Here is a 25,830-nt window from a genome sequence, read left to right as displayed (position 1 = left end):
AACCTTCCGCTGTCGGACGGGACTGTTCCGGTCGGCAAATCTTTTCGCAACTCGACCGAACGGTCTGGAGGCTGGGATGGCTGAGCTTCTGCGCTATCGCGACGACGAGACGGTCGACCATCCCGCAGTGACGGTCGATGCCTTTCTCGATCAGTCCAACGCCTCGGCCGTGCGGATCGAACCGGGCGACGATGCCCGCGATCTCTTGCCGCACCTGGAACGGCTGGCGTTGGTGGAAGTGAATTTCCCCGCATTCGGCGACGGGCGCGGCTATTCCTCGGCCCGTATCCTGCGCGAGGCCGGATATGACGGCGAATTGCGCGCCGTGGGTGACGTGCTGGTAGACCAGCTCGCCTATATGCGCCGCTGCGGCTTCGATGCATTCGAGCCCGACCAGCAGCTGAACAAGGACGATGTGGAAGCCGCTTTCGAGCGGTGGCCGGAAGTCTACCAGAGCGCGGCTGACGATCGCACGCCCATCTGGACGAAACGCCACGCATGAACGAATTGCGCGCCATCGGCCGCCTCGATACGGCTCCGCGGTTCTCGGAGCACGATGCCATCCGCCTCAATCGCATGTTTCGCGGTTCGGAGACGGAGGAATGGCTGCGCGCGGTGATCGAAGGGCAGCTGGCAGGCGATACGGCGGTGGTGTCCAGTTTCGGCGCTGAAAGCGCGGCGCTGCTCCATCTGATCGCGCAGATCGATCCGACAGTCCCCGTTCTCTTCCTGGAAACAGGCAAGCATTTCCCCGAAACGCTGGCCTATCGCGACGAACTGACCGAGCGCCTGGGTCTCAACCGCATCGATATCTACCCAGAACTCACCGACCTCGAAACGCGCGACGAGAGCGGGCTGCGCTGGTCCTACGATCCCGACGGCTGCTGCGAGCTGCGCAAGGTCAAGCCGCTCGCCAAGGCGCTCGCCGATTTCGACGCGAGCTTCACCGGGCGAAAGGCGTTCCAGTCCTCGACTCGCGCCAATCTGCCGCGCTTCGAACTGGACACGTCGGATGCGCAAGGCCGGCTGAAGATCAATCCGCTGATCGACTGGTCAGCCGAGGATATCGCCGCCTATTTCGCGGCCTACGACCTTCCGCGCCATCCGCTCGTGGAGCGCGGTTTCCCTTCGATCGGCTGTTCGCCCTGTACCCGGCAGGTGGGCGAGGGCGAAGACCCGCGGGCCGGGCGTTGGGCCGGCTGGGACAAGGTCGAATGCGGCATCCACAAGCCGGGCGAGGAGCCCTTCCTCTAGAGCGCGTCGACCACGACCCCGAGGAGGACTACGATCACCAGCGCTTCGAAGAAGCCGCGCACCGCATTGCCGAACGCTCGCACCAGCGAAATATCTCGCTCTTCCCGAAACCAGGCTGTCTGGACGGCCAAGTACCAGATCACCGCCAGAAGCATGATCGCCAAACCGGTCGTAAAGGTGCGGGTGGCGGCTATCGCAAGTACGCCCGAATTGACGCCCAAGGCGAATGGCGCCGCGATGAAGCATTGGGCGTAGAAAGGTTCGCGCAAGGTCTTGCGATCCAGCACAACGCCCTGAGATCGCAGCATGCGTAGCGAAAGCATCAGCGGGAACAGGGAAAATGCGACGAGCCGGTAGGCGATGAGATTCCTGTCGTCTGCCAGGAAGCCTTCCGACTGGATATTCCATCCGCCGGCAAGCTCGACGAGATGGATCAGCCCCAGAGTTATCGCCAGAAAGATCGGCGGGCTGAGGGTGTCAGAATAGCGATCTTCCTCGGCCTGCTCGATTTCGTCATCCGAATACACCATCAGGCGCAGTGGGTGGATGACGCTGCGAGCCAGCGTCAGCGGGTAGAATACCAGCCAGACCATCAGCTCGTAGAGCAACAGCTCCAGCGACTTGATGATCTTCATGAAGTCCATGAAGCGAAGCTAGCGGTGGGCAATCCTCAAAGCCAGCCCTCGCGGCGATACCATTGGGCGGTTTGCCGAAGCCCTTCCTCGCCCGGAATGTGCGGTTGCCATACCGCAGCCGGAACCCTTCGGTCGCTGCGCGCGACCCAGTTGGGATGCGCCATGTAGCCGACGCGGTCCGGGGTCAGCCGCGCCCGGTCTCCGCGCAGCCACCCATCGATCTTAGCGCCGGCTAGCATCAGCGGCTTCGGCAGATGCGGCGCGAAGACCCGGCGGCCGACTGCATGGCCGATCTCGCGGGCCAGTTCCTTGTGCGCCCAGCCTCCCTCTCTCCCGTCGTCGGGCTCGAAGGTCTGGCGACGAACCAATGCTGGCGGCGCATCGACCAGATCGAGCAGCAGACGCGCGAGATCGTCGACGTGGATGATCGAGCTCGCGCCGCGCGGGGGCAGGGGGACCAGGCCCCATTTCGCACTGCGGAACATCTCGAGATAATCGATGTCGCGCGGACCGTAGACGCCGGGCGGGCGCACCATGGTCCAGTCGAGCCCGCTTGCCTGGACCAGTTCCTCGGCGCGCGCCTTTGATGCGCCATAGGCTGACAAGTCCGGTTCGCGGGCAGACAATGACGAAACGAAGATCAACCGCTTGCATTTCGCCGCCTTCATCGCGGCAATGACGGCAGCGGTGCCATCGATGTTGGGCGCGATGAATGCATCCGGATCGGCAGCGCTGGTCAAGCCCGCGACATGGATCATCGCCTCCGCACCTTGGCACAATTGCTCAAGCGTAGCAGGGTCCGACAGGCTTCCCTCGATCCATTCGACGGCTTCGCGATCATGCTGCGCGCGACGAGTGAGCGCGCGCACGCGGGTCTCGGCCCGTGTGGCCGCGTCGAGCACGGCTTGTCCGACGAAGCCGGTCGCACCGGTCAAGGCTATCGTCATTCTCGCACCATATGGTCGCGATGGACAACCGCCGCGCGCGGTGCATAGCCGAGACGCGCTTCCTGCTCGTCTTCCCGCAGGCCGATGATCGTGCGGCATTCGGCGGCACCATACTCGACAAGGCCCTGGCCAAGGCGCTCGCCCTTCGGCCCGTGGATCGCCACGAGATCTCCCCGTCCGAACTCGCCTGCGACTTCGATCAGCCCTGCGGCAAGCAGGCTGGCTCCATTGGCCAGCGCGGTGGCACAGCCCGGATCGACTGTGAGGACCCCGGCGGGTGCGAGCCGACCGGCCAACCATGCCTTGCGCGCGCTGGCGTCCGCCTGCGGAAGGAAGACGGTGCCGATCGCGGTGTCGCAATAGCGGGTGAGCGGAGAAGGGCCAGTCCCGTTCGCAATGACCAATGTGATACCGGCCCGCTCGGCGATGCGAGCGGCCTGCAGTTTCGCGAGCATCCCGCCCGAGCCGATACCCGATGAAGACTCCGGGCCGGCCATTGCAATGATTTCAGGCGTGACCCCTTCAATCCGCTCGACAAGTCTCGCGTCTTCCTCGCCGGGATCACGATCGTAAAGCCCGTCGACGTCTGACAGCAAGATCACGGTATCGGCGCCGGCGGCCTGCGCCACGCGGGCCGCGAGCCGATCATTGTCGCCGAAGCGTATTTCCTCGGTCGCAACGCTGTCGTTTTCGTTGACCACCGGAATTGCTCCGGTCTCCACCAGCCGCTGGAGGGTGGCGGAGGCGTTCAGATAGCGCCGCCGATCTTCCAGATCGCCAAGTGTGACCAGCATTTGCGCTGCGGTGATGTCATGACGTCGCAGTTTATCCGACCACAGCCGCGCCAGTTCGACCTGCCCCACGCTCGCGGCTGCCTGCGCGTCGGCCAAGCTGCCGCGCCCGCCCCGGGCAAGCCCGAGCTTCGCCGCGCCCAGCGCAATGGCGCCGGAGGACACGACGATGATTTCCGTGCCACCTGAGCGCAGGTCAGCCAGATCGTGCGCCAAGGTCGCCAGCCACTCGGCGCGCGCTTCGCCGTTTTCGACCAGCAGCGCGGAGCCGACCTTGACCACCAGGCGGCGTGTCTTTCGCAGATTGAGCGGAACGGTCCTTTCCATGGTCCGGACAACGAAGCCTAGATCGGCGACCAGTCGGGCGTTTCGCTGTCGTCCTCGACCTCTTCGGCATGCGTTTCGGTCGCAGTCCGGTCGGGCAGATAGGCGAGCACGCCATCGAGCAATTCGGGGATTCCCGCGCCGGTCGCGCCAGAGATAGTGAAAACCTTGTCCGCACCCGCCGCCAGCAATTCCTCGGCAAAGCCTTCGCCCAATTCCTCATCGGCGAGGTCGAGCTTGTTCAACGCGACCAATTGCGGCTTGTCGGCGAGGCCCGCGCCATAGGCCTCGAGCTCGTCGTTGACCGTGCGATAGGCGGCCGCCGGATCATCGCCCGAAATGTCGATCAGGTGGATGAGCACACGGCATCTCTCGATATGGCCGAGGAAGCGGTCGCCGATGCCCGCACCATCGGCAGCGCCAGCGATCAGCCCGGGAATATCGGCCAGCACGAACTCGCGACCCTTGTGGCTTACCACCCCCAGCTTGGGCACGAGTGTCGTGAAGGCATAATGGCCCACCTTGGCCTTGGCGTTCGACACCTGATTGATGAAAGTGCTCTTGCCGGCATTCGGCAGCCCAAGCAGACCGACATCTGCAAGCAGCTTCAGTCGCAGCCAGACCCACATCTCCTCGCCCGGCTCGCCCGGCTGGTGCTGGCGCGGCGCACGGTTGGTGCTCGACTTGTAGCTGGCATTCCCGCGCCCGCCCATGCCGCCTTCGAGGAAAACCACGCGCTGACCGACCTCGGTGAAATCGGCGAGCACGTCTTCCTTGTCTTCCGACAGCACCTGCGTGCCGACCGGCACCTCGATTACGAGATCGGGCGCGCCAGCGCCCGTGCGGTCCTTGCCCTGACCGTGCATCCCGCGCTTGGCCTTGAAATGCTGCGCATAACGAAAGTCGATCAGCGTATTGAGGCCTTGGACCGCTTCGAACACGATGTCGCCGCCCTTGCCGCCGTTGCCCCCATCGGGGCCGCCGTATTCGATATACTTCTCGCGCCGGAAGCTGACAGCACCGGGGCCGCCTGCGCCGGACTTGAGGTAGATCTTGGCCTGGTCGAGAAAATGCATGCCGCGCCCTCTAGAAGCTTTTGCAGCGCAAGGCGAGTTCGCAATCCGCCGCAGAAGGGTGAGTTACCCAATGGTTAACGTATGGCGGCAAAAATCGGCGAAGCGTGGAACGGTTTCCGGGATTGGGCCGTTCGGTCCACACGATAACGTGGGATAAGGTCTAAAATCGCCCCGATGCAGAATGTTATGATTGTCGATGACGAGGCGCTTGTACTTCTCGACCTCGTCCATACCGTCGAAGATCTCGGTTATGCCATCCATTCGGAATCGACGAGTGTCGAAGGCGCACTTGCGTCGCTCGAGAACGCAACGCCCGATCTGGCCCTGCTAGATATCGATGTTGCAGGCGTACCGGTCTGGCCGGTGGCCCGCGAATTGACCAATCACGGCGTTCCGGTCATCTTTGTCAGCGCAAACCTCTCGCACCAGGAACTCTGCCAGGAATTTTCCGGTTGCCCCAAGCTGGAGAAGCCGGCCTCGCCTGCGGACATCGGCAGGGCTCTGCAAATGGCTGGCGACACGAAAAGCTGCGCTGCCTGAGAGAGCGACCTACTCGGTCTGGAACTTCAAGGTGCGGCGATAGCCGCCATCGATTGGTTCCCCGGTAGCATCGCCGCGGAGCTGACGCGCGGCCGTCTGAACTAGCTTTGTGCCGAAGCCTGGCCCGCTGTCTGCGGTGCCCCCGGGCGCCTCTCCTTGCTCGCGCCAGTTGATCGCCACTTCGCCTTCCTTCTCGCTCCACCGAATTTCGATCGAGCCGTCACGGGTCGCGAGCGCTCCATATTTCGTCGAATTCGTCGCCCATTCATGAAGAATCAGAGCGATGGAGGTGATCTGGTCGTTGCGGATGGTCGTGTCGGGACCGGTTATCGCCACATCCTGACCTGCTAGATTGGGTCGCAGGACGGTATCGACCAGCTTCGATAGCTGGATCCCCCCATCTGCCGGGTCGCCCGCCTCGTGGGTCAGCGAATGCGAGCGGCCGAGCGCGTGAATGCGGTCGCGCAGCCCCTCGGCGAAGCTCGTCACATCCTCGGCGTCGCGAGCGGCGATGGAAACCATGGCCGAAATCACCGAGAACAGGTTCTTCACCCGGTGGTTCATCTCGCGGATCATCAGATCGCGCTGGTCAAGCAGGCGGCGTTCGGAGGACACATCGAAGGTGACACCGATGAACTTTCGCGTGCCTGAAATTTCGATCAGCTTGCCAAGACCATGAAGATAACGCGTCTCGCCATCATCCAGCGGCAGGCGGAATACCTCGTCGAAGTCGCTCTTCCCTTCCATCGCCATGCGCAATGCGCGGTTGACACGGTCGCGATCCTCGATGGGCAGGGAGGCCATGATGGGTTCCAGCGTGTCGCCAGGATCGTCCTCGTCGAGATCGAGCAAGATGCGCTCGGTCGGATCCAGCACCGTCTTGTCGGTGGAAGGTTCGTATTCCCAGATGCCGATCTTCGCGACTTCGAGCGCAAGCCGCAGCCGTTCGCGCTCCTCGCGCAGGTCCCGTTCGAGGGATAGCGTTTCGGAGACATCGGTGAAGATCAATGTCGCCCCGTCCAGCTCACCATCGAGAAGGCGATAGGGGATTGCCTGAAGCACCAGCTCGCGATCCAGCGCACGGGAATGCATGCCCTCTTCGACCTGCAATCCCTGCTTCGCTGCGCTCTTGGCCATTTCGACGAAATGGTCATTGTCGAGATTGTGCGGCAAAGTGGCCAGCGATTGCCCGATATGCTCCTTCGTCAGCGGGAAGAGGTCTTCGGCCGCATCGGTGAAGCTGCGGAGTTTCAGCTCGGAATCGACAACCAGCACGGCCAGCTTGGTGCTATCGAAGAAGTTCTTGAGGTCGGCGTTGGCGGTCGTGAGCTGGTCGACCTTGTTCTTCAGCTCGTCATTGACGGTGGTCAGCTCCTCGTTGGTCGACTGGAGCTCCTCGTTCATCGACATCATTTCTTCGTTTGAGCTCTTCAGCTCCTCGTTCGTCGTTTCCAGCTCCTCGACCGTCGAGCGCAGGCGATGCCGGGTGGCCTGCAATTCCTCTTCGAGGAACTGCCGCTGGCCGTCCTCGGGATCGAATTCATCGTAATCGCCACCGCTATCCGGTTCGAGGCCACGGGTCTCGTTGACGACGAACAGGAAGGTCTGGTTGTCGATCGGCTCACAGACGACCGTCGCCTCGAGCGTGCCGAAGTCGGTCACGATCTCGACCTCCTTGACGATCGCGCGGCGCCCCGTGTTGGAAACCTGGCGGATCATCGGGCCGATCAATTCGCGCAAGCCCGGTCGTGCGAGCGAGGGCACGTGGATCGAGCGCTCCAGCCGCTCTGGGAAATCGAGATAGCGTCCGGCGGAGCCCCAGCGTTCGAGCAGCATGGCCTCGCGGTCGAGCAGCAGGCTGACCGGCGCATAACGCTGCGCCACCTTTTCCAGCGCGCGCACCTCGACGCCGCCCCTGCGCGTTGCTTCTTCCCTGTTGGATCTCTGCCTGCTGCGATTGATTTGCCGCGATACGTCGCTGGCCAGATTGAGCGTGTAGTTGCCCTTGACGTTCTTGCGCCGGAAGATGCGCGAAGACTGGTCCACGGGCTCGAACAGATCCTCGTGCCGTCCAATCGTTTCCGATGATCCGAGAAACAGGTAACCGCTTTCGCGCGTGGCGAAATGGAACAGCGGGAACACCAGTTTCTGCAGTGAATCGTCGAAATAAATCAGGACATTGCGACAGGCAACCAGGTCGATCTTGGAATAGGGCGGATCGCGCACGAGGTTGTGCACGCTGAAGCGCACCATGTCCCTGATCTGCGGCGCGATCGTGAACTTCTCCTTGCTTCCATAGATGTACTCATCCTGGAATTGCTTGGGAATGTCCTGAATCGATGACAGCGGGTAGACGCCCGATCGCCCGATATCGAGCATTTTGTCGTCGATGTCGGTGGCGAACACCTGTACATAGGGGCGCTTGTCGAAGCGCTTGGCCGCATCTGCAAACAACATCGCGATGCTGTAGGCCTCTTCGCCGCTTGAACAGCCCGGCACCCAGATGCGCAGTTCCTCACCGTTGTTGGCCTTCTCGACCATTGGCGAGATGACCAGTTCGTCGAGCTTCTTGAAGTGTTCGGTGTCGCGGAAGAAACGGGTGACGTTGATCAGAAGGTCGCTGAAGAGCGCGCTGCACTCGTTCCCGTTTTCCTGCAGGTGCTTGAGATAGGCCTTGGTGTCCTCGATCCCGAGGACCTGCATGCGGCGGGCAACGCGGCGGTTCAGCGTGCTGCGCTTGTAATTGGAGAAATCGTGGCCGACCGCTTCGCGCAGGACGTCGCATATATCGAGCAGCGTATCAGCGTCTTCGAGATCGTTTTCTACGACATCGGCGAGGCCGGCACGCTGAAAGAACTTCGACAGGTGCTCGACCGTGTCGCGCGGGTCGCAGGTGATATCGACCAGCCCCGTGCCGATGGCGGCGGTCGGCATGCCGTCATAGGCGGCCGTGTCGGGATCCTGCGCGATGCAGATGCCCGAATGCTCCTTGATGGCCCGCAGGCCTCGGCTGCCGTCCGCGCCGGTGCCCGACAGGATCACGCAGGCTGCCCGCTCGCCCTGGTCCTTGGCGAGGCTTTCGAAGAAATCGTCGATCGGCCGGCGCATGCCGCGCTGTTCGGTAAATTCGGTGAGTTCCAGCACGCCGTCATTCAGCGCGAGGCCGTGGGCGGGCGGGATCACATAGATGTGGTCGGGTTCGAGCTGTTCGCCGCCTTCTGCCTGCTTCACGGCCATTGGCGTGTAGCGTTCGAGCAGCTGCGCCATCAGCGATTCATGCGTCGGATCGAGGTGCTGGACGACCACGAAAGCCATGCCGCTCTGGCCGTCGAAGCCGCTGAACATTTCGCGCAGGGCTTCCAGTCCGCCGGCCGACGCGCCGACGCCGACGATCGCGAAATCGCCCGACGTCGCGGGTTTGCTTGCCGGTGCCCCTTCCTTCATTCCATCCGCGCCCTTGCAATGATCGAATGGCTCGATGCCAGGGCATCGAAGCTGCCCAGAAGAGCCCAGTTATCGTCACCGGTCAGCAAGTTTAGTTGCTTCAGGCTTTCCTTCAGCGCGCGGTCGTAAAGGTCCGGCTCGGAAGCCTTTTCCGGATCGACCGGGAATTGCGAGCCCAAAACGAATGCAACCTCGTCGCCTTTCGTGAGCTTGGCCATATACACCAGGTTGAGAAACTTGCGTCCGTCCTTGGTCACATTGGGGATGACGAACCGGGCATCCAGCTTGTCCGAATCATAGAGGAATCCCCGCATGTCCTTGCGAACGGCCTCAGGTGATTCGTCGGGCTGGAGGAACCGACAATTCCGGTCAAGCACTTCGTCCGGGCCATAGCCGGACATCTCGCAGAAAGGGCGATTGACCGCAATCAACGGCATATCCTGTGCGTTTGCATCGGCCAGGCTCAGCGAAATGCGACTTTCGGCAAAGGCGCTGCGCAGACCTGACGGAAGTTCGGCACTGGTGAAAAAGGTGTCCATCGCGCCCGTCCTAAGTCGCAGCGAACGGCTGGCCAAGAGCAAATGCGCGAACTTGATTTTTGTTGGAAAGGTGGGACGTCACTGAAGCTTGGATAGCGCGTACGAGAATCCGGGGGCTTTGAGGCTGCACTTTTCCAACTAGCTTGGACAAGCTGTCAACGTAGCCTGGATAATCTTGCGGATAGCCATGAGTGGTTGGATACCTTCGTAATCCCACGAAACAGCCAACGGCTTTCGAATTGCGCCGATTGGACTTTTTTGCGTGCGGGTTGCTCTTATCGATTCTGGATCGTCCGCTCTGCGCCCCCAATTCCGTCATCACGGATGTAAAATCGACTGCCCAGAAGCAGACGTCGAAATGCTTCCTGAATTGGCTGCGTATGCGCTCTGACGCCCTGCTAGTGAATGAGCCTGGCCATCGGCTATTTGCTAAACGATCTGACGATTAAGAATAGCTAACGCGCATTATCGCTTCCTGACTTTTGAAAGGTTTTCAGCCACGACTACATCTGATGCGTCGATTTGTTTTTCGCGCTTGAAAGAGGCTTTATATGGAAGGACCGGTTGAGTGGATTGCATCGATTGGAACGATAATCGCAGCCGCGCTGATCGCGCTAGACAGGGGACGGAGGCTCACGGGGTGGGGGTTCGTCTTATTTACGGTCGTTTCGCTGATGTGGATCTACTCCGGTCTCGTGAAAAACGCGATGCCGATCGCGGCTATGAATTTGGTGTTGCTCATCATTAACGCCTGGGGCGTATGGCGCTATCTTATCCGCAAGGAGCAGCCCTGACTGAAACATTCCGCCCGCCTCGCACGTTCACCTCCGAACGGAGAATTTCATGGCAGCTCGTGCGTATTGGCAAGGACAGATTCGGCTGGCCCTGGTTTCGATCCCGGTCGAAATTTACTCGGCATCCAAATCCGGTTCGAGGATCAGCTTCAACCAGATCCACGAGCCGAGCGGCAAACGCATCTCCTACGAAAAGGTCGTGCCGGGTATCGGCCCCATCGACCGCGACGAGATCATCCGCGGATACGAAATATCCAAAGGCAATTATGTCCTGCTCGAGGACGAAGAAATCGAAGCCGTCAAGATCGAGAGCAAGCGCACGCTCGAGCTGGTCCAGTTCGTCGATGCCTGCGAGATCGATCCGCTCTATTTCGAGAAGCCTTACTACGTCGCGCCGCAGGACGAGCTTGCCGAGGAGGCGTTCATCGTACTGCGTGAGGCGCTGCGGAAGGCCAAGAAAGTGGCGCTGGGCCAGCTATCGGTGCGCGGGCGGGAGAAGCTTGTCGCGATCAAGCCGTGCGGCAAGGGGCTGCTCCTCGAGACGCTGCGCTATGCCGATGAAGTGCGCGCGGGCCAGAGCTTCTTCGACGATATCGAAGACGCCAAGCCGAAGAAGGAACTGCTCGACCTGGCCAATACGCTGATCGAACAGAAGAGCGCGCCCTTCGATGCGGGCGAGTTCGAAGACCGCTATGCCGAAGCGCTGAAGAAGCTGATCGACAAGAAGGCCAAATCGAAGAGCAAGAAGGCGGTCATAGAGGATGTGGACGATCCGGACGCCCCGCCGGGTTCCAACGTCATCGACCTGATGGCCGCTCTCAAGAAATCGGTCGAGGGCGACAAGGCGAAGAAGCCTGCGAAGCGCAAGAAATCCGCCTGATCCATGGCCGCACGCAAGGATCATTTGGCCGAATACAACGCAAAGCGGGACTTCAAGCAAACGCCAGAGCCTGCGGGCAAGCGCAAGGCCAGTAAATCTGGCGACCTCTTCATCGTCCAGAAGCATGACGCGACCCGGTTGCACTGGGACCTACGGCTCGAAGTGGATGGCGTTCTGAAGAGTTGGGCCGTGACCAGGGGACCTTCCCCCGATCCGAATATCAAGCGATTGGCGGTGCGGACCGAGGACCATCCCATGTCCTATGCGGAGTTCGAAGGCGTCATTCCCAAGGGGGAATATGGCGGCGGGACGGTGATGCTGTGGGACCAGGGAAGCTGGGCGCCTGTGGAGGGTAAAAGCGCGAAGGACCTCGAAAAAGGGCATCTCCATTTCACATTGCAAGGCGAGCGAATGCGCGGCGAGTGGCTGCTGATCCGTATGAAGAAGAAGCCGGGCGAGAAGCGCGAAAACTGGCTTTTGCGCAAGCTGCAGGATGAGCACGCGGAAGCGGGCGATGCGCTGGTGCAGCGCGAATTGACCAGCGTTGCGACTGGCCGTTCTATGGCGGAAATCGCGGGCGGGAAGAGTGACAAGCGCCCCGGCGCCAGCACAACAAAATCCCGCAAGGCGAAAACCGCTGCGCTACCGAAGTATCGAAAACCCCAGCTTGCCACTCTGGTCGACGATGTGCCGACGGGCAATCGCTGGATGCACGAAATCAAGTTCGACGGCTACCGCGCGCTGGTGGCGGTGCGCGGCAAGGACGTGCGCATCTATACGCGAAACGGCAAGGACTGGACGGACAAGTTCGGCCCTCTGGTCGATGCCATTGCTGCGCTCCACCTCCCGTCGGCGCTGATCGACAGCGAAATCGTGGCCTATGACGACAAGGGCAATCCGGACTTCTCGACCCTGCAAAAGGTCTTGAAGCGAGGTTCCGGATCACAACAGCCATCCGACAAACTGGCACTGCACACTTTCGACTTGCTGGAACTGGAGGGCGACGATTTAAGCGACCTTCCGAATATCGAGCGCAAGGAGCGGCTCGAGGCCTTGCTCGCGAATGCGGAGGCGCCGATCCATGTTGCCGAACACGTACTGGGTGCAGGCGAAACCCTGTACCGGGCGATGTGCGATGCGAAACAGGAAGGTATCATTTCCAAAACCGTGGACGGGAAATATTCCGGACGCAGGTCGAAAGCCTGGGTAAAGGTCAAATGCACCCGCAGGCAGGAATTCGTCATCATCGGCTGGAAGGCCTCGAGCGCGAAGGCGCGCCCCTTCGCTTCTTTGCTGCTCGCCCAGCACGAGGGCGGCGAGCTTGTCTACAAGGGCAATGTCGGCACCGGCTTTTCTGCCGACGATCTCGATGAACTTTCGGGGAAACTGAAGCGGTTGCAGCGAAAGACCCCACCTGCGGAGGTGGAGAAGGCATCGTCGCGCAACGTGACTTGGGTGACCCCGAAGCTCGTGGCGGAAATCGCCTTTGCCGAGTTCACCGCCGACGGGAACGTGCGCCACGGCAGTTTCCTCGGCCTGCGTGGCGATAAACCGGCGAAAAAGGTCGTTCCCGACAAACCCGCATCTGCGCCCGCGGAAGAGGAGGTCGCGATCTCCAGCCGCGACCGTGTCATATTTCCGGACAGCGGTCAGACGAAAGGGGAATTGGCCGACTATTACGCAGCAATCGCACCGGTCATGCTTCCATTCGCCGCGCGGCGCCCCGTCAGCCTGGTCCGGTGTCCGCAAGGGAGAGCGAAAAAGTGTTTCTTCCAGAAGCATGACAGCGGCGCTTTCGGCGATGCCGTCCAGCATGTTCCGATACGCGAGAAGGACGGCGGGCATGAGGATTACCTTTATGTCGAGAACCAGCGCGGCCTGCTGCAATGCGTCCAGATGGGCACGATCGAGTTTCATGGCTGGAGCGCGCGCTCTGACGATGTCGAGAAGCCCGATCGGATGATCTTCGATCTCGATCCCGACGAGGGGCTTGGTTTTACCGAAGTGAAGATAGCCGCGCGCGACATTCACGCCCGGCTTGCCGACCTTGGGCTGACCAGCTTCGCCATGCTGTCGGGCGGCAAGGGCGTCCATGTCGTGGTGCCGCTCACGCCGGGGCACGGCTGGGGCGAGCACAAGGATTTCGCCCGGCGTTTCTCCGAAGCGCTGAGCCTTGCCGAGCCCGACCGCTTCACCGCGAACATGAGCAAGGCCAAACGCAAGGGCCGCATCTTCATCGACTGGCTGCGCAACCAGCGCGGCGCGACGGCAGTGCTGCCCTATTCGGCGCGTGCACGGTCCGGGGCACCTATTGCGGTCCCTGTGACCTGGAACGAACTGAGAGGTATGGACAGCGCGAATGCGTTCTCGATCGATCAGGCGGAAACGCTGTTACGGCGTGCTTCGTCCAAGGCGCTCCAAGGCTGGGGGTTCGCAGAGCAGCAGCTTCCGGCATTCTGAATGCCGGGTTTTCGGACACCTTTTGCCTCTTGAAGGTTCTAAGGGGATAGGAGGCGTCCTTGGCTGACACGATTACCGTAAACGAAACCGCTTATCCCACTCCCGATGACCCGCGGGTCAGTCTTCTCGACTTCCTGAGGCAACACATCGGCCTTACCGGCACAAAGAAGGGTTGCGATCACGGCCAGTGCGGGGCCTGCACGGTGATCGTGAACGGCGTCCGCATCAACAGTTGCCTGACGCTGGCTGCAATGCATGATGGCGACAGCGTGACCACCATCGAAGGTCTCGGCACGCCCGACGAGCCTTCGGCTCTTCAGCGCGCCTTTCTCGAGCACGATGGCTTCCAGTGCGGCTATTGCACTCCGGGCCAGATCTGTTCGGCCACCGCCATGCTGGAGGAGATTGCTGCCGATTGGCCCAGTGACGCCAGCGAAAATCTCGAAGGGCGTATCGCGATCTCCGGTGAAGAAATACGCGAGCGGATGAGCGGCAATCTGTGCCGCTGCGGCGCTTACGCCAATATCGTCGCTGCGATCGAGGAAGTCGCGGCAGGAGGGCGCTCATGAGGCCGTTCCAATACACTCGCGCGCCTTCGCTGGCCGAAGCCTCGAATATGACCGCAGGCAAGGATACGCTTGCGATTGCCGGCGGGACCAATCTGCTCGATCTGATGAAGCTGCAGGTCGAAACGCCCGATCAGCTGGCCGACATCAACCGGCTCGGCTTCGCCGAAATCGAGGATACGGACAATGGCGGCCTGCGCCTTGGCGCGCTCGCCACAAATACCGAAACCGCCGTCCATCCGCGCGTGCGTTCCGATTATCCGGTGCTCTCACGCGCGATCCTTGCCGGAGCGACGCAGCAGTTGCGCAACAAGGCCACCAACGGCGGCAATCTGTGCCAGCGCACGCGGTGCTTCTATTTCACCAATATCGACCAGCCCTGTAATAAGCGCGAGCCCGGCAGCGGTTGTGGAGCGATCGACGGTATCGCGAAACTGCACGCGATCCTTGGCACGAGCGACCAGTGTATCGCCACTTATCCGGGCGACATGGCAGTGGCGCTGAGCGCGCTTGGCGCGACGGTTCACATCTCGGGCGACAAAGGTGAGCGCAGCGTACCGGTGCGCGATTTCCATTGCTTGCCGGGCGATACGCCATGGATCGAAAATGTCCTCGAACCGGGCGAGATCATCACCGGCATCGTTCTTCCCGCGCCAGTGGGCGGCACCCAGATCTATCGCAAGGTGCGTGAGCGTTCCTCCTATGCCTTTGCGCTGGTTTCCGTTGCCGCCATCATAGAGCTGACCGACGGCAAGTTTTCGCGCGCCGACCTCGCTTTCGGCGGGCTGGCGCACAAGCCGTGGCACGATCCGCGCGTCGGAGAATGCCTGCTGGGCCAGCCGCCTTCGGATGCGCTGTTCGACAAGGCAGCCGACATCCTGCTGGAAAATGCGCGCGGGTTTGGCGAGAACGACTTCAAGATACCGCTGACACGGCGCACGCTTCACGCCGTCCTTTCACAGGCGACGGAGGACGCAGCATGACGGTCCATTTCAAACAGGACGAACCCGTCAATTCGAACCGTCTCGACGGTATGAAGCAGGGTGTGCTGGGCAAGCCCCTGCCGCGCATCGAGGGACTGGCCAAGGTCACCGGGACCGCGTCCTACGCGGCCGAATTTCCGGTCGAGAACTGCGCCGAAGGTGTTTTGGTCACAGCTACCATTACACGCGGCGAGGTCACGTCCATCGATCGCGAGAGTGTGCTTTCCATGCCTGGCGTCATCGCGGTGATCGACGACGAAAAGCTCTGCACCCGCGCGGCGCAGGGAACGGCGAACGAAGCGCCCATGCAAGGGCCGTCGCAGGTCTGCTACTGGGGCCAGCCGATTGCGCTCGTGGTGGCCGAAACCTTTGAGCAGGCGCGCGACGCCGCCAAGCACCTGGCCGTCGAGTATCGCAAGGAGGAGGGTGCCCCCCTCGATCCCAGCGAGGTCGAACCCGAGGAGCAGGAGGACGAGACAGTTCACCAGGGCGATCTGGCCCATGCCATGGCCGACGCTGCACACAGCGTCGATGTGACCTATACCACGAAAGGTCACGCGTCCGCCGCGATGGAACCTCACGCCGCGATCGCGCAATGGGATGGCGACAAGCTGACGGTCCATGCATCGCTCCAGATGCTCAATTACAACATCACCGAACTGGCCGATGCGCTTGATATGAAGGAGGAAAACATCCGCCTCATATCCCGCTTCGTCGGGGGCGGGTTCGGTTCTAAGCTGGGGATCAGCGAGGAAGTGGTCGCAGCTGCGCTGGCGGCGAAGGAGGTGGGTCGCCCGGTCCGCGTCGTGCAGTCGCGCCAGCAGGTTTTCCAGACGGTCATGCGCCGCAGCGAAACGACGCAGCGTCTGCGCTTGGCGGCCGACAGCGACGGCAAGCTCATCGGCTTCGGTCACGAGGCGCTGGTGTCCAATCTTCCCGGAGAGACTTTTGCCGAGCCCGTGCTACAATCATCGCACTTCATGTATGGCGGCGAAAACCGCGAACTGATGCTCAATGTCGCCCGCATCCACCGCATGACTGCGGGATCGGTGCGCGCTCCGGGCGAGGCGGTGGGCATGCCGGCGCTCGAGGGCGCGATGGATGTGCTCGCCGCAAAGGCCGGTATCGATCCGGTCGAGCTGCGCCTGCGCAATATACCCGAAAAGGATCCCGAAGACGGACTGCCGTTCTCCTCCCACAAGCTCGCCGAATGCCTGAAACAGGGTGCTGAGGCTTTTGGCTGGGACAAGGACCAACGCAAACCGCGTCAGCGGCGCGAGGGCGAGTGGTGGATCGGCACCGGCATGGCCAGTGCCGCCCGCGTGCACAATATCTCAGAGGCGAAGGCGCGCGTGACGCTGAAAACCGATGGGACGGCACTCGTCGAAACCGACATGACCGATATCGGCACCGGGACCTACACCATCCTCGCTCAGATCGCCGGGGAGATGCTCGGACTCGATCCGAAGCGGGTTCTTGTCGAGTTGGGCGATACGCGCCACCCGCGCGGCCCCGGCTCGGGCGGCAGTTGGGGCGCGGCTTCGATCGGCTCGGCGGTTTATGTCGCGTGCAAGGCGATCCGCGAGGAACTGGCCACAAGGATCGGCACGAGCGAGGACAAACTCGAACTGAGCGAAGGCAAGACCGCTACCGGTGAATCGCTGACAGACCTTCTCGAAGGCAAGGACCTCGCCCGCGAGGGACATTACGAACCCGGCGATATCGAAGACGATTACACCGCGTCCGGCTTCGGTGCATTCTTCGCCGAAGTGCGCGTCAACCATTACACCGGCGAGACCCGTGTCGAGCGCATGCTCGGCGCATTCGGTTTCGGCCGCGTGCTCAATGCCAAAACCGCCCGCTCGCAATGCATCGGCGGCATTACGTGGAGCATAGGCGTCGCATTGACCGAGGCGCTGGAATTCGATCCGCGCGACGGGCACCTCGTCAACTGCGACCTTGCCGAGTATCACGTGCCCGTTCATCGCGACGTCCCCGATCTGGATGTCGTGCTGGTCGAGGAACGCGATGGCGCGGCCAGCCCGATCCAGGCCAAGGGCATCGGAGAACTCGGCATGTGCGGCGGAGCGGCAGCGATCGCCAACGCGATCTACAACGCCTGCGGTGCGCGGCTCTACGATTATCCGATGACGCCGGATCGCGTGCTCGCGGTAATGCCCGACTGATGCTGTCCGATCATACCATTGAGACGGTGCACGACGAGGATCATCTCGCGCTCGCCGCCGCGTGCCAGCCCGGTGTGGGGCTTTGCACTATCGTGAACATAGACGGCAGTTTCTCGCGGCGCCTCGGTGCGCAACTGGCAGTCTTGCCGGATGGATCTACCGTGGGCGATCTCGCCGATGGCTGTCTCGAGAAGCAACTGGCTACGGATATAGCGAATTGCAAAGGACCACATGTCGCTCGCTATGGCCGGGGTTCGCCGAAAATCGACTTCCGTCTGCCGTGTGGAGGCGGACTAGATATCATGCTCGATCCGGCACCGGATCGGACCGACTGTCGCACTGCACTCGAAGCGCTGCGGGGGCGTCGCCCAGCCAGGCTGGCGCTAAGGGAGTGCAGGCAACTGTTGAGCCGCGCCTATCTACCGGCGCTGAAACTTATCGTCCTGGGTGAGGGGCAGGAAGTCGAGGCTGTCACTGCCTTAGCTTCGGCCATGGCAATCGATGTCGAAGTGTTTTCGCGGAATCGACTCGCTCTTGGCCAAACGATCCAGAATGTGCGCTACGATCCCTGGACGGCGTGCCTGCTGCTCTTTCATGATCACGAATGGGAGCTGGCCTTGCTTGAGCAGGCATTGGCGAGTGAGGCCTTCTATATAGGAGCGCAAGGCGGGGAGCGGGCGCGTTCCGATCGGACATTGGCGCTTGCCGCACGCGGCGTTCTGGAAGAGCAAATCGCGCGGCTGACAAGCCCGATCGGACTGTTGCCTTCCTGCAAGTCTCCACGAACTCTTGCCCTGTCGGCACTGTCCGAAATCGTCGGCCGCTACGAGCAAATGCGTGTCGCCGCTTGAACTAAGGACAGGCGTGATCCTGCTTGCAGCGGGCCAAGCGAAGCGGTTCGGCGGGGGTAAACTCTTGGCCGAATTCCAAGGACAACCCTTATGGGAACGAGCTGCCGAGACCGCAAAGGCCATCGATTTTTGCAAGCGCGTCGTCGTCGTCGGTCCAGACAGCCCGATTGAAAGCCGCTTGGGGTGGATACGAGTCGAGAACCAGTTCGCAGAAAACGGAATGGGCACCTCGATCACTGTAGGAGTGCGCGCGCTTACCGATTGCGATCGGGTCATCATCATGCTCGCTGACATGCCGCTTGTCTCACGCACCCACCTTGAGCGGCTCATCGCCGCGCAAGGCGTAGCCTTCACGCGCTATCCCGATGGCTCCGCTGGATGTCCGGCCATCCTCCCGAGATCGGCTTTTAGACAGCTGGAAGGTCTGACAGGCGAGCAAGGTGCTCGCAGTCTCGAGTTTGGCGAAGCTGAGTTGGTCGCCCCACTAGATTGGCGAGAGCTTGCTGATGTCGATACGGTTCGGGATCTCGAAAAACTGACTAGCGAACCCTACAAAAAGGCGCATGGACCAACATTGGTTGGTTAAGGGCCTGACTATCGATTTCCCCTGTTCAAAGAGTTGAACCACCAAGGGGATTGCTGTTGCATATCGTGTCGCTCGCGCTCGGCGGCTGCCTGAAAGCCGAACCGGTCCGGTATGGCCTGACCGAGGATACGGGCGGGCACATCACCTACATTTTGGGCGAAATGGAGGCACTGTCCCGGAGGAAAGATGTAAGCTTAGCCGAGATTATAACCCGCCGCTTCGATGCGCCGCAGCTCGGCAGCGTCCATCATCAAGCAGAAGAACGCATCAACCCCAAACTCGTCATTACGAGGATCGATAGCGGAAATTCTGCGTACCTGGCCAAGGAAGCCCTCAGAGCCGACCGCGAAGCGTTTACGGATGCTCTTATCGCCGAATTTTGCCAGCGCGAACGATTGCCAGATGTGATCCACGCTCACTTCGCCGATGCAGCCGATGTCGCGATCAGGGTGGAAGAAGAACTAGGCGTCCCGTTTGTTTATACCGCCCATTCTCTTGGTCTGGATAAGCGCACTGCCATGGCGGTGCGTTCTCAAGCAATTGAGGCCCGCATTGCAGAAGAAGACCGTGCTATCGACAGAGCTTGCGCCGTGATCGGGTCGTCACGCGACGAATGCGAACGCCAGCTTGTCGCCTATCCCTCGGCTCGAATTGGCAAGGTGAACCGCCTCGTCCCGGGGATCGACCGGCAGCAGCGCGCTGCAAGCTTGGCTTCGGCGACAAATCTCATTGCCCCCTTTCTCCGTGACCCCTCCAAGCCAATGGTGCTCGCGATTGCGCGGCCTGTCCGCAAGAAGAACCTTTCCACGCTGATTGATGCTTTCGCATCAATCCCAACGATGCGGGACCGGTGCAATCTCGTCATCCTCGCCGGACTGCGTGAAAATCTCGCAACTGGAAGCGAGGAACAGCAGCAGGTCCAGCGCGAACTGGTCGAGCGCATCGACCGGCACGATCTTTACGGTTGCGTCGCCTATCCAAAGTCCCATTCTCGTGATGACGTGCAGGCTCTTTACGCGCTCGCTGCACGAACACGTGGGGTTTTCGTCAATCCGGCCCTCATGGAGCCTTATGGCCTGACGCTGGTGGAAGCTGCGGCGCATGGGCTTCCGGTTGTAGCGACCAAGGTCGGGGGACCACAGGACATCCTTGCGGATCTGGAGCACGGGCTGCTCGTCGATCCCCGCGATGTATCGGAGATCGGTTCTGCCGTAGAGCGCCTCGTCACCGACAGGCATCTGTGGAACCGGTGCTCGCGCAATGCTCTGGCCAACAGCCTCGAGATGAACTGGGAAAGATACGCAGCCGGTTTCACCGAAGTCGCGCGAGAGGTGCTATCGGGGCCAAGGCCGCAGAAGCAGCATACGCACCTCCTCGTCAGCGATCTCGACAACACTCTGACTGGCTGCCCGGAAGGCATTCGCCGCTTCCGACGCTTCATGGAAAGACGTGAAAAGATCGGTTTTGTCGTGGCGACCGGGCGTTCGATTGTCGAAGCCCGACGACTGGTGCGCGACTGGGGGCTGCCGGCACCCCTCGCTTGGATCACCTCGGTGGGAACAGAAGTCTATCGGGAAGAAGCGGGCGAATTGACGCTCGATCAAGAGTTTTCGGCGTTCATCAACGAGGATTGGAATCCCGCAGCCGTAGACAGCCTGCTGGATGGGTATCCGGACCTCGTCGCCCAACCATCTTACGAACAGCGACCTTACAAGCGCAGCTATTTCGTTGAAAACGAAGAATGCGCCGCGCGCATCGAAAATTTGCTCCGATCCGAAAATATAGCGGCGCGTGTCGTCTTCAGTCACGGAAGACTACTGGACGTCCTGCCCCCTTACGCAGGCAAGGCTGCTGCGATGAGCTATGTGGCCGACCACTTTAAGGTGGCGCCAAGCCATGTTTTCGCTGCTGGTGACAGCGGCAACGATGCCGACATGCTCACGGCTTGCGAGAACGCGATCCTCGTCGGCAATCACGCAGAAGAGGTTGCTTCGCTGGCTACGCGCAGCAACGTTTATCGCTCGCGGCGGGAGAATGCATCCGGCGCGTTGGAAGGAGTTCTTGCTCACCATCGCGCGCGGACATTGCGTATGCGCCAATCTGCGGGAGTTCCGGCATGAGTAAGAACGGACCCATCGGCTATTTTGTTCACCACCAGGGACGCGGTCACGCTGAACGCGCAGCCTCGATAGCCAACTGCGTCGTAGGACATCGGGACATGACGCTCTTCTGCGCGAAGCCGGAGATATTTTCTGATCTAGATAAGCGTATCGAGGTGATCGCTGTGCCCTCGCTCTTCGAACCTCGGGGTAATGAGGCGCCGGCCATGGCGTCGTTTGCCATGCCTGCTACGGTTCATTGTGCACCGTTAGGCTGGCCTACCATAACCTCGGCGGTATCTCGTATCGCGGGATGGTTCGAGAAAGCGAAACCAGCGCTTTTCGTGACCGACGTTTCGGCCGAACTTGGCCAGCTGGCTCGCCTCTGCTCCATACCGCACGTCGCTGTACTGCAGCATGGCCAGAGATCCGACCCGGGACACATGGCGTCTTACGACAGCGCCGTCGGGTTGCTGGCACCGTTTGCGCCAAGCTTGGAGCAGTCTGACCGTCCTGCGAAACTACGGCAGAAAACGCATTACGCTTCGGGTGTCGGCGTCGAATGTGACCAGCCCATCGATAAGAGCAAGGCCCGCGAGAAACTTGGTCTTGATCCGGAGCAGGAGGTCGTTCTGGTAATCGCCGGTGGTGGTGGTGAGGGCACTCCATCAGCCCCACTCACCCTCGGTGCACGTGCTGAACCCGACGTACGGTGGGTGACTATCGGAAAGGTACGCAGCGAATGGCATGAGACGCCCCCCGGCAATCTCGAACACAAGGGATGGGTAGACAATCCACATGAGTGGATCGCCGCCGCCGATCGCGTGGTCTCTTCCTGCGGCAACACCACGGTTCACATGATACTGGCTGCTGGCAAGCCGTGGGTCGTCATTCCGGAATGGCGCTATTTCGACGAGCAGTTCTGCAAGGCCGAAGTGCTCGATCGTGAGGGCCTTGCGGCGGTGTCGCGGCTATGGCCGTCGCATGCTCAGGCTTGGGAAAAGCTATGGACAGCAGCAAGTTTGATCGATGTCGAGCGGCAGCGGTCTCTAATCGACCCGGACGCACCGCAGAAAGCCGCCGAATGGCTGGAACAACTGTGTCAGCGATTGTGGGCGGGATCCGGAGAGAAGCCAGCGCTGGAGATCGTGGCATGACAATCACCGTCTGCACCCTGGCACATGGCCGCGAAACGCATCTCGCCAATCTGATTAAGGGACTGAACCACTCGACCCGCCCGCCGGGTGAACTTGTAGTCGCCGTCATGCAGGAGCGCCGATATGACCTCCCGGCGACGAGCTTCCCTGTGCGTCAGGTGTTGCTCGGAAATTCCGGGATTTGCTTGGCGGAGGCGCGTAATCATGCCGCCGCTCAGGCTAAAAACGACCTGCTCGTTTTTCTGGATGTTGATTGCATCCCAGCGCCTCGGCTGATCGAGGATTATGTCGCCGCTTCGGCCTTCAACGATGGCGTATTGATGGGCGAGGTGGGATACCTCCCTAAAGGCGCAGCCGACAAAGGGATCGATTTCGAGAGGTTCGAGAGCCTGGCGGTCAAGCATTCCGAGCGTGCTGGTCCGCCACGCGGCATGGTTGGACGGTGCGGAGACTACCGCTGCTTCTGGTCGCTGAATTTTGCCCTTCCGGCGCGAACTTTCCACGAGATCGGCGGGTTCGATCCTCGGTATGTTGGCTATGGTGGTGAGGACACGGATTTCGGTCGGACCCTGGTGTCGAAGGACGTTCCTCTATGGTGGGCGCGAGGCGCAAAGGCCTATCACCAGTATCACAAGCATCATATGCCACCGGTCCATCACCTAGATAGCGTGGTGCAGAACGCCGGGATTTTTGCCGAGAAATGGGGCGAGCCTACGATGCAGCATTGGTTGCGGGCTTTTCGCCTAATGGGATTGATCGAGCCAGACGGGCAGGGCGGCTGGATCAAGCTCAAAGAGCCCGACGAGACAGATCTGGCGCTTACTCGCCAACAGGAAGATCAACCCTATGCGAGCAGTGCGCTCGTACTCGAAACGCTCGAGGACCAGGCCAGGCGCGGCAAAGAGGCGAGCCGGGCGCCAGCGATAACCTTGGCATAGCAATCCTCGTAACCTTGGATCATCGCCTGAACCGAAAGGTGTTGAACCGCGCGTCGACGGCATGCCTTTCGATCAATTTGCCCGGTTTGGGCAATGGCGTCAGCGAGCGCATCAATATCGCCACTCGGTACTAAATAGCCGCAATCCCCTACGACCTCGGCGAGGGCGCCCCGATCGAAACCGACGACCGGCGTTCCGCAGGAAAGAGCTTCGGCGGCAACAAGGCCAAAAGGCTCATCCCACAGCGGGGTGACGAGAGCGCCGCGAGCGCCTGCCACTTCCTTGCGCAGGACTGCGCGTGACTTGTGGCCGTGAAACTCGATCCCATCCGTAAGGAAGGGTTCAACCTCATCCGCAAAATAGCTTGCATCTTCCACCGGCCCGAAGACTTTGAGCCGGATCCCAGCAAGGCGTGCGGCTCGTACCGCGTGTCCGAGACCTTTGTTCGGTACGATGCGGCCCACCCATGTGAAGTAATCGCCAACCTCTCCGACCGGCAGCCAGGCCTGGCTGTCGATGCCGTTTGGTACTACCTTCAGATCCGCGCATCCCTTCTGCGACCACAAGGATAGTTGGTCGCGCGATGTGACGGTGGCACCAATGTTGGGGTGCTGGCTGCTGGCCAAAACGGCATCGAACATCGAGCCAAAGGGCGGGACATGCTGGGAGGTGACGCAGGGAATTCCGGCATGCGCACACCACTCGATGATTTCCGGGAACAGCGAATTGTTGTGCACCACGTCGTACTCGCCAGTTCCAATCCTCGTTAAAACTCGCTCGAACGCGTCGCGCTGGTAAGCGGCGAGTTCCCGTGTGCCTCTATAGACACGCCATGGCAGCACCTCGTCGTAAGGTGCATCGCAGATGGGCACGAGGCCCGGATCGCTGGACCCGTCGGCCGCAAACATGTCGACTTCGTGACCGGCTGCGCGCAGGCCGCGACACAGCATATCGCAATGCGCTTCCATTCCCCCGCTAAACGGTTCGGCAATTGCATGGCGAATATGGGCGAGTACGGCGATTTTCACCGGCTAAATCCGAGACGATCCGACATGTGTTGCAGAACGGGCGGACTTGCCGGGAGACGGCAAAGCTAACATTCGTCGAATGAGCGACCGGAACGTGCGGCAGGCCGTTGGGTTTAGTGGTCAGGAGGTTCGATGACTCCCGCAAGCGAACTGGAGCTATATCCGAAGACTGGCCGCTTCCTTGCGAGGCGGCTCCGGCAGGACATGAGCGATGCCGAGAAGGCCGAGCTCGAGGCTTTGGCTGGTGATGTGCAGACCTTTGACGATGGTCACCGCCTGATTGCGCGCGGCGACGTGTGCGACTGCTCCACGATGCTCGTCGAAGGTTTCATGCTGCGAACTCTCGAAAGCGAGGACCGGCGCTATGGTGTGAGTTTCCACGTGCCGGGTGACTTCGTGGACCTCCACTGCTTCGCGCTCAAACGGCTCGACCACAACATCGATTGTGTCGGTCCCACGAAAATCGCGCAGGTGCCGCATACAGCGATTGCGAATATCATGCAGGAGAAGCCGCATCTGGCGCGCCTCTTCTGGTTTTCCACCCTGTTGGATGCCGCCATGCATCGCGAGTGGATCATGAAGCTTGAACAGCTGACCGCACCAAAGCGGATCGGACATATTTTTGCCGAAATTTGGCGGCGGCTGGAGATGGTCGGGCTGGGCTATCCGGACGGTTTCGAAACACCTCTGACACAATCCGACATCGCCGATATGTGCGGCGCTACTCCCATCCATACAAATCGTGCACTCGCCGACTTGCGCAAACAAGGCCTCGTCGATTTCCGGCGTGGCGAAGTGCGAATCCCAGACCGACAGAAGCTGGAAGATTATGCAGGTTTTAGACCCGATTATCTCTACGGCGGAGGTGAACTGGCGATTAGGAAGTTCGGGTGAACCCTTTGAATAACAGGTTCATCTTTGTCGCAGGACTCCACCGCACGGGAACCTCGCTAATCGCACGGATTATCGGATCGCACCCGCAAGTTTCCGCAATTTCGGCTTCGCCAGCACCGGAAAACGAGGGGTGCTATCTCCAAGGGGCGATTCCGCATACGGCCCTTCATGGTCGACCAGGTCATTACGCCACCGCCCCCGAGGAGCATTATACAGAGTCTTCCGCATACAACACGCTCGAGACGAAGGAGCGTCTGCTCACCGATTGGCGTTCTTGGTTCGCGCCGGAGAAGCCGTGGTGGATCGAAAAGTCGCCTGTCAACCTGACGAGGATGAGACTGTATCAGCAGCTGTTTCCTACGTCGCAATTTATCGTGATCCTGCGCCATCCGCAGGTCATGGCAGCTGCACTCTCCAAATGGGTCGATACCGATCCGCAGGAGCTCGTTCGGTACGCGCTCGATGCCTATGACCTTATGGCGACAGACCTTGCCTATCTACATTCGGCGCTCGTGATCAGATATGAAGATCTGGTCGCCGATGCGGGCAGGGTGCGGCGGTCGTTATTCGCGTTCCTGTCGCTTGACGATCAGCCCACCGGGCTCAAGATCATGGATGGTAATCGCCGCTATCGTGTATCAGCCGACTTGGACGAAGAGCTAGCAGCACGGATGCAGAAGTGGGGCTATCGAGCCGGCGGCCAATGTGACCCTTTCGAGCCGATATGTCGGCACCCCTTGCGGGATATCCGCGAGGCGGTCGCAAGCGCCACGAAGTCCGAACGGTTCATAAAATCCGAGCCTTCTGAGCAAAAAGAACAGAAAGCTAACATCCGTCAATAGACGCATTTCCGCACCT

General features: G+C 60.9%; 23 protein-coding genes. 16 read left to right on the top strand and 7 right to left on the bottom strand.

Annotated elements, in window-relative coordinates:
- Positions 1–76 precede the first annotated feature (76 nt).
- Both P8Q88_RS12270 and P8Q88_RS12265 read left to right on the top strand, forming a co-directional pair.
- On the top strand, positions 77–502 hold the full coding sequence (locus P8Q88_RS12270; RefSeq protein ID WP_278324119.1) for a DUF934 domain-containing protein: 426 nt from the start codon (positions 77–79) through the stop codon (positions 500–502).
- Complete coding sequence (locus tag P8Q88_RS12265) at positions 499–1,254, top strand: phosphoadenylyl-sulfate reductase (protein WP_278324118.1); 756 nt, start codon at positions 499–501, stop codon at positions 1,252–1,254. The genes P8Q88_RS12270 and P8Q88_RS12265 overlap by 4 nt, the downstream gene beginning before the upstream one ends.
- Here the strand turns inward: P8Q88_RS12265 and P8Q88_RS12260 are convergent.
- The 4 genes from P8Q88_RS12260 to obgE are packed head-to-tail and all read right to left on the bottom strand — an operon-like array spanning position 1,251 to position 5,027.
- Positions 1,251–1,898: a hypothetical protein gene (locus P8Q88_RS12260; RefSeq protein WP_278324117.1), complete on the bottom strand. Its 648-nt coding sequence runs from the start codon at positions 1,896–1,898 to the stop codon at positions 1,251–1,253. The two genes, P8Q88_RS12265 and P8Q88_RS12260, sit on opposite strands and share 4 nt — an antisense overlap.
- Positions 1,899–1,924: 26 nt before the next feature.
- A complete protein-coding gene (locus tag P8Q88_RS12255; RefSeq protein WP_278324116.1) occupies positions 1,925–2,836 on the bottom strand; it encodes an NAD-dependent epimerase/dehydratase family protein in 912 nt (303 codons plus the stop codon).
- The gene (proB, locus tag P8Q88_RS12250; RefSeq protein WP_278324115.1) at positions 2,833–3,954 is read right to left on the bottom strand and encodes a glutamate 5-kinase; all 1,122 of its coding nucleotides are present in this window, start codon (positions 3,952–3,954) and stop codon (positions 2,833–2,835) included. Before proB ends, P8Q88_RS12255 begins: the two co-directional genes overlap by 4 nt.
- A 17-nt stretch (positions 3,955–3,971) precedes the next feature.
- Positions 3,972–5,027 carry a GTPase ObgE gene (gene obgE / locus P8Q88_RS12245; protein WP_278324114.1) on the bottom strand — a complete coding sequence of 352 codons (1,056 nt, stop codon included), beginning with the start codon at positions 5,025–5,027 and terminating at the stop codon, positions 3,972–3,974.
- Positions 5,028–5,201: 174 nt separating this feature from the next.
- Here obgE and P8Q88_RS12240 point away from each other — a divergent pair, with 174 nt between their 5' ends.
- Positions 5,202–5,567, top strand: coding sequence for a response regulator (locus tag P8Q88_RS12240; protein WP_278324113.1), 366 nt, complete (start codon positions 5,202–5,204; stop codon positions 5,565–5,567).
- Positions 5,568–5,576: 9 nt separating this feature from the next.
- On the opposite strand, the gene P8Q88_RS12235 is transcribed toward P8Q88_RS12240, so the two are convergent.
- Together P8Q88_RS12235 and P8Q88_RS12230 are read right to left on the bottom strand one after the other, a co-directional pair.
- Complete coding sequence (locus P8Q88_RS12235) at positions 5,577–9,011, bottom strand: CheR family methyltransferase (protein ID WP_278324112.1); 3,435 nt, start codon at positions 9,009–9,011, stop codon at positions 5,577–5,579.
- Positions 9,008–9,550 (bottom strand): PAS domain-containing protein, encoded by a 543-nt coding sequence (locus P8Q88_RS12230; protein WP_278324111.1) that lies wholly within the window; start codon positions 9,548–9,550, stop codon positions 9,008–9,010. The genes P8Q88_RS12235 and P8Q88_RS12230 overlap by 4 nt, the downstream gene beginning before the upstream one ends.
- Positions 9,551–10,101: 551 nt before the next feature.
- Between P8Q88_RS12230 and P8Q88_RS12225 the strand changes: the two genes are divergently transcribed.
- The 11 genes from P8Q88_RS12225 (at position 10,102) to P8Q88_RS12175 (ending at position 23,050) form a co-directional block, all read left to right on the top strand.
- The gene (locus P8Q88_RS12225; protein ID WP_278324110.1) at positions 10,102–10,344 is read left to right on the top strand and encodes a hypothetical protein; all 243 of its coding nucleotides are present in this window, start codon (positions 10,102–10,104) and stop codon (positions 10,342–10,344) included.
- A gap of 49 nt (positions 10,345–10,393) precedes the next feature.
- Positions 10,394–11,224, top strand: a complete 831-nt coding sequence (gene ku / locus P8Q88_RS12220; RefSeq protein ID WP_278324109.1) for a non-homologous end joining protein Ku — start codon at positions 10,394–10,396, stop codon at positions 11,222–11,224.
- Positions 11,225–11,227: 3 nt separating this feature from the next.
- Positions 11,228–13,684, top strand: a complete 2,457-nt coding sequence (ligD, locus tag P8Q88_RS12215; RefSeq protein WP_278324108.1) for a DNA ligase D — start codon at positions 11,228–11,230, stop codon at positions 13,682–13,684.
- A 59-nt stretch (positions 13,685–13,743) separates the two neighbouring features.
- Entirely contained in the window at positions 13,744–14,253 is a 510-nt protein-coding gene (locus P8Q88_RS12210; protein ID WP_278324107.1) for a 2Fe-2S iron-sulfur cluster-binding protein, read from the top strand.
- Complete coding sequence (locus P8Q88_RS12205; RefSeq protein WP_278324106.1) at positions 14,250–15,233, top strand: FAD binding domain-containing protein; 984 nt, start codon at positions 14,250–14,252, stop codon at positions 15,231–15,233. Before P8Q88_RS12210 ends, P8Q88_RS12205 begins: the two co-directional genes overlap by 4 nt.
- Positions 15,230–17,419: a xanthine dehydrogenase family protein molybdopterin-binding subunit gene (locus P8Q88_RS12200; protein WP_278324105.1), complete on the top strand. Its 2,190-nt coding sequence runs from the start codon at positions 15,230–15,232 to the stop codon at positions 17,417–17,419. Before P8Q88_RS12205 ends, P8Q88_RS12200 begins: the two co-directional genes overlap by 4 nt.
- Positions 17,419–18,270 carry an XdhC family protein gene (locus P8Q88_RS12195; protein ID WP_278324104.1) on the top strand — a complete coding sequence of 284 codons (852 nt, stop codon included), beginning with the start codon at positions 17,419–17,421 and terminating at the stop codon, positions 18,268–18,270. The genes P8Q88_RS12200 and P8Q88_RS12195 overlap by 1 nt, the downstream gene beginning before the upstream one ends.
- 13 nt (positions 18,271–18,283) lie before the next feature.
- Complete coding sequence (locus P8Q88_RS12190) at positions 18,284–18,856, top strand: nucleotidyltransferase family protein (protein WP_278324103.1); 573 nt, start codon at positions 18,284–18,286, stop codon at positions 18,854–18,856.
- Between the two features lie 65 nt (positions 18,857–18,921).
- Positions 18,922–20,976, top strand: a complete 2,055-nt coding sequence (locus P8Q88_RS12185) for an HAD-IIB family hydrolase (protein WP_278324490.1) — start codon at positions 18,922–18,924, stop codon at positions 20,974–20,976.
- Positions 20,977–21,074: 98 nt separating this feature from the next.
- Positions 21,075–22,112: a hypothetical protein gene (locus tag P8Q88_RS12180; RefSeq protein WP_347569014.1), complete on the top strand. Its 1,038-nt coding sequence runs from the start codon at positions 21,075–21,077 to the stop codon at positions 22,110–22,112.
- Positions 22,109–23,050: a glycosyltransferase family 2 protein gene (locus P8Q88_RS12175; protein ID WP_278324101.1), complete on the top strand. Its 942-nt coding sequence runs from the start codon at positions 22,109–22,111 to the stop codon at positions 23,048–23,050. The genes P8Q88_RS12180 and P8Q88_RS12175 overlap by 4 nt, the downstream gene beginning before the upstream one ends.
- On the opposite strand, the gene P8Q88_RS12170 is transcribed toward P8Q88_RS12175, so the two are convergent.
- Complete coding sequence (locus tag P8Q88_RS12170) at positions 22,957–24,018, bottom strand: glycosyltransferase (protein WP_278324489.1); 1,062 nt, start codon at positions 24,016–24,018, stop codon at positions 22,957–22,959. The two genes, P8Q88_RS12175 and P8Q88_RS12170, sit on opposite strands and share 94 nt — an antisense overlap.
- Positions 24,019–24,282: 264 nt before the next feature.
- Here P8Q88_RS12170 and P8Q88_RS12165 point away from each other — a divergent pair, with 264 nt between their 5' ends.
- Both P8Q88_RS12165 and P8Q88_RS12160 read left to right on the top strand, forming a co-directional pair.
- A complete protein-coding gene (locus P8Q88_RS12165) occupies positions 24,283–24,972 on the top strand; it encodes a Crp/Fnr family transcriptional regulator (RefSeq protein WP_278324100.1) in 690 nt (229 codons plus the stop codon).
- Positions 24,969–25,814, top strand: coding sequence for a sulfotransferase family protein (locus P8Q88_RS12160; RefSeq protein WP_278324099.1), 846 nt, complete (start codon positions 24,969–24,971; stop codon positions 25,812–25,814). Before P8Q88_RS12165 ends, P8Q88_RS12160 begins: the two co-directional genes overlap by 4 nt.
- Positions 25,815–25,830: the final 16 nt, after the last annotated feature.

The organism is Qipengyuania marincola (genome assembly GCF_029688625.1).
Lineage (GTDB): Bacteria > Pseudomonadota > Alphaproteobacteria > Sphingomonadales > Sphingomonadaceae > Qipengyuania.
The sequence above is the reverse complement of the archived record's forward strand: the minus strand, read 5'-3'. Positions and strand labels throughout refer to the sequence as shown.

Excerpts from the sequence above, each read along its gene's own strand:
- P8Q88_RS12235 (WP_278324112.1), bottom strand. The coding sequence starts at position 9,011 with ATGAAGGAAGGGGCACCGGCAAGCAAACCCGCGACGTCGGGCGATTTC.
- P8Q88_RS12205 (WP_278324106.1), top strand. The coding sequence starts at position 14,250 with ATGAGGCCGTTCCAATACACTCGCGCGCCTTCGCTGGCCGAAGCCTCG.
- P8Q88_RS12240 (WP_278324113.1), top strand. The coding sequence starts at position 5,202 with ATGCAGAATGTTATGATTGTCGATGACGAGGCGCTTGTACTTCTCGAC.
- P8Q88_RS12270 (WP_278324119.1), top strand. The coding sequence starts at position 77 with ATGGCTGAGCTTCTGCGCTATCGCGACGACGAGACGGTCGACCATCCC.
- P8Q88_RS12165 (WP_278324100.1), top strand. The coding sequence starts at position 24,283 with ATGAGCGATGCCGAGAAGGCCGAGCTCGAGGCTTTGGCTGGTGATGTG.
- P8Q88_RS12260 (WP_278324117.1), bottom strand. The coding sequence starts at position 1,898 with ATGGACTTCATGAAGATCATCAAGTCGCTGGAGCTGTTGCTCTACGAG.
- P8Q88_RS12230 (WP_278324111.1), bottom strand. The coding sequence starts at position 9,550 with ATGGACACCTTTTTCACCAGTGCCGAACTTCCGTCAGGTCTGCGCAGC.
- ku (WP_278324109.1), top strand. The coding sequence starts at position 10,394 with ATGGCAGCTCGTGCGTATTGGCAAGGACAGATTCGGCTGGCCCTGGTT.
- P8Q88_RS12200 (WP_278324105.1), top strand. The coding sequence starts at position 15,230 with ATGACGGTCCATTTCAAACAGGACGAACCCGTCAATTCGAACCGTCTC.
- P8Q88_RS12175 (WP_278324101.1), top strand. The coding sequence starts at position 22,109 with ATGACAATCACCGTCTGCACCCTGGCACATGGCCGCGAAACGCATCTC.
- P8Q88_RS12170 (WP_278324489.1), bottom strand. The coding sequence starts at position 24,018 with ATGGAAGCGCATTGCGATATGCTGTGTCGCGGCCTGCGCGCAGCCGGT.
- obgE (WP_278324114.1), bottom strand. The coding sequence starts at position 5,027 with ATGCATTTTCTCGACCAGGCCAAGATCTACCTCAAGTCCGGCGCAGGC.
- P8Q88_RS12195 (WP_278324104.1), top strand. The coding sequence starts at position 17,419 with ATGCTGTCCGATCATACCATTGAGACGGTGCACGACGAGGATCATCTC.
- P8Q88_RS12255 (WP_278324116.1), bottom strand. The coding sequence starts at position 2,836 with ATGACGATAGCCTTGACCGGTGCGACCGGCTTCGTCGGACAAGCCGTG.
- proB (WP_278324115.1), bottom strand. The coding sequence starts at position 3,954 with ATGGAAAGGACCGTTCCGCTCAATCTGCGAAAGACACGCCGCCTGGTG.
- ligD (WP_278324108.1), top strand. The coding sequence starts at position 11,228 with ATGGCCGCACGCAAGGATCATTTGGCCGAATACAACGCAAAGCGGGAC.
- P8Q88_RS12265 (WP_278324118.1), top strand. The coding sequence starts at position 499 with ATGAACGAATTGCGCGCCATCGGCCGCCTCGATACGGCTCCGCGGTTC.
- P8Q88_RS12180 (WP_347569014.1), top strand. The coding sequence starts at position 21,075 with ATGACGCTCTTCTGCGCGAAGCCGGAGATATTTTCTGATCTAGATAAG.
- P8Q88_RS12225 (WP_278324110.1), top strand. The coding sequence starts at position 10,102 with ATGGAAGGACCGGTTGAGTGGATTGCATCGATTGGAACGATAATCGCA.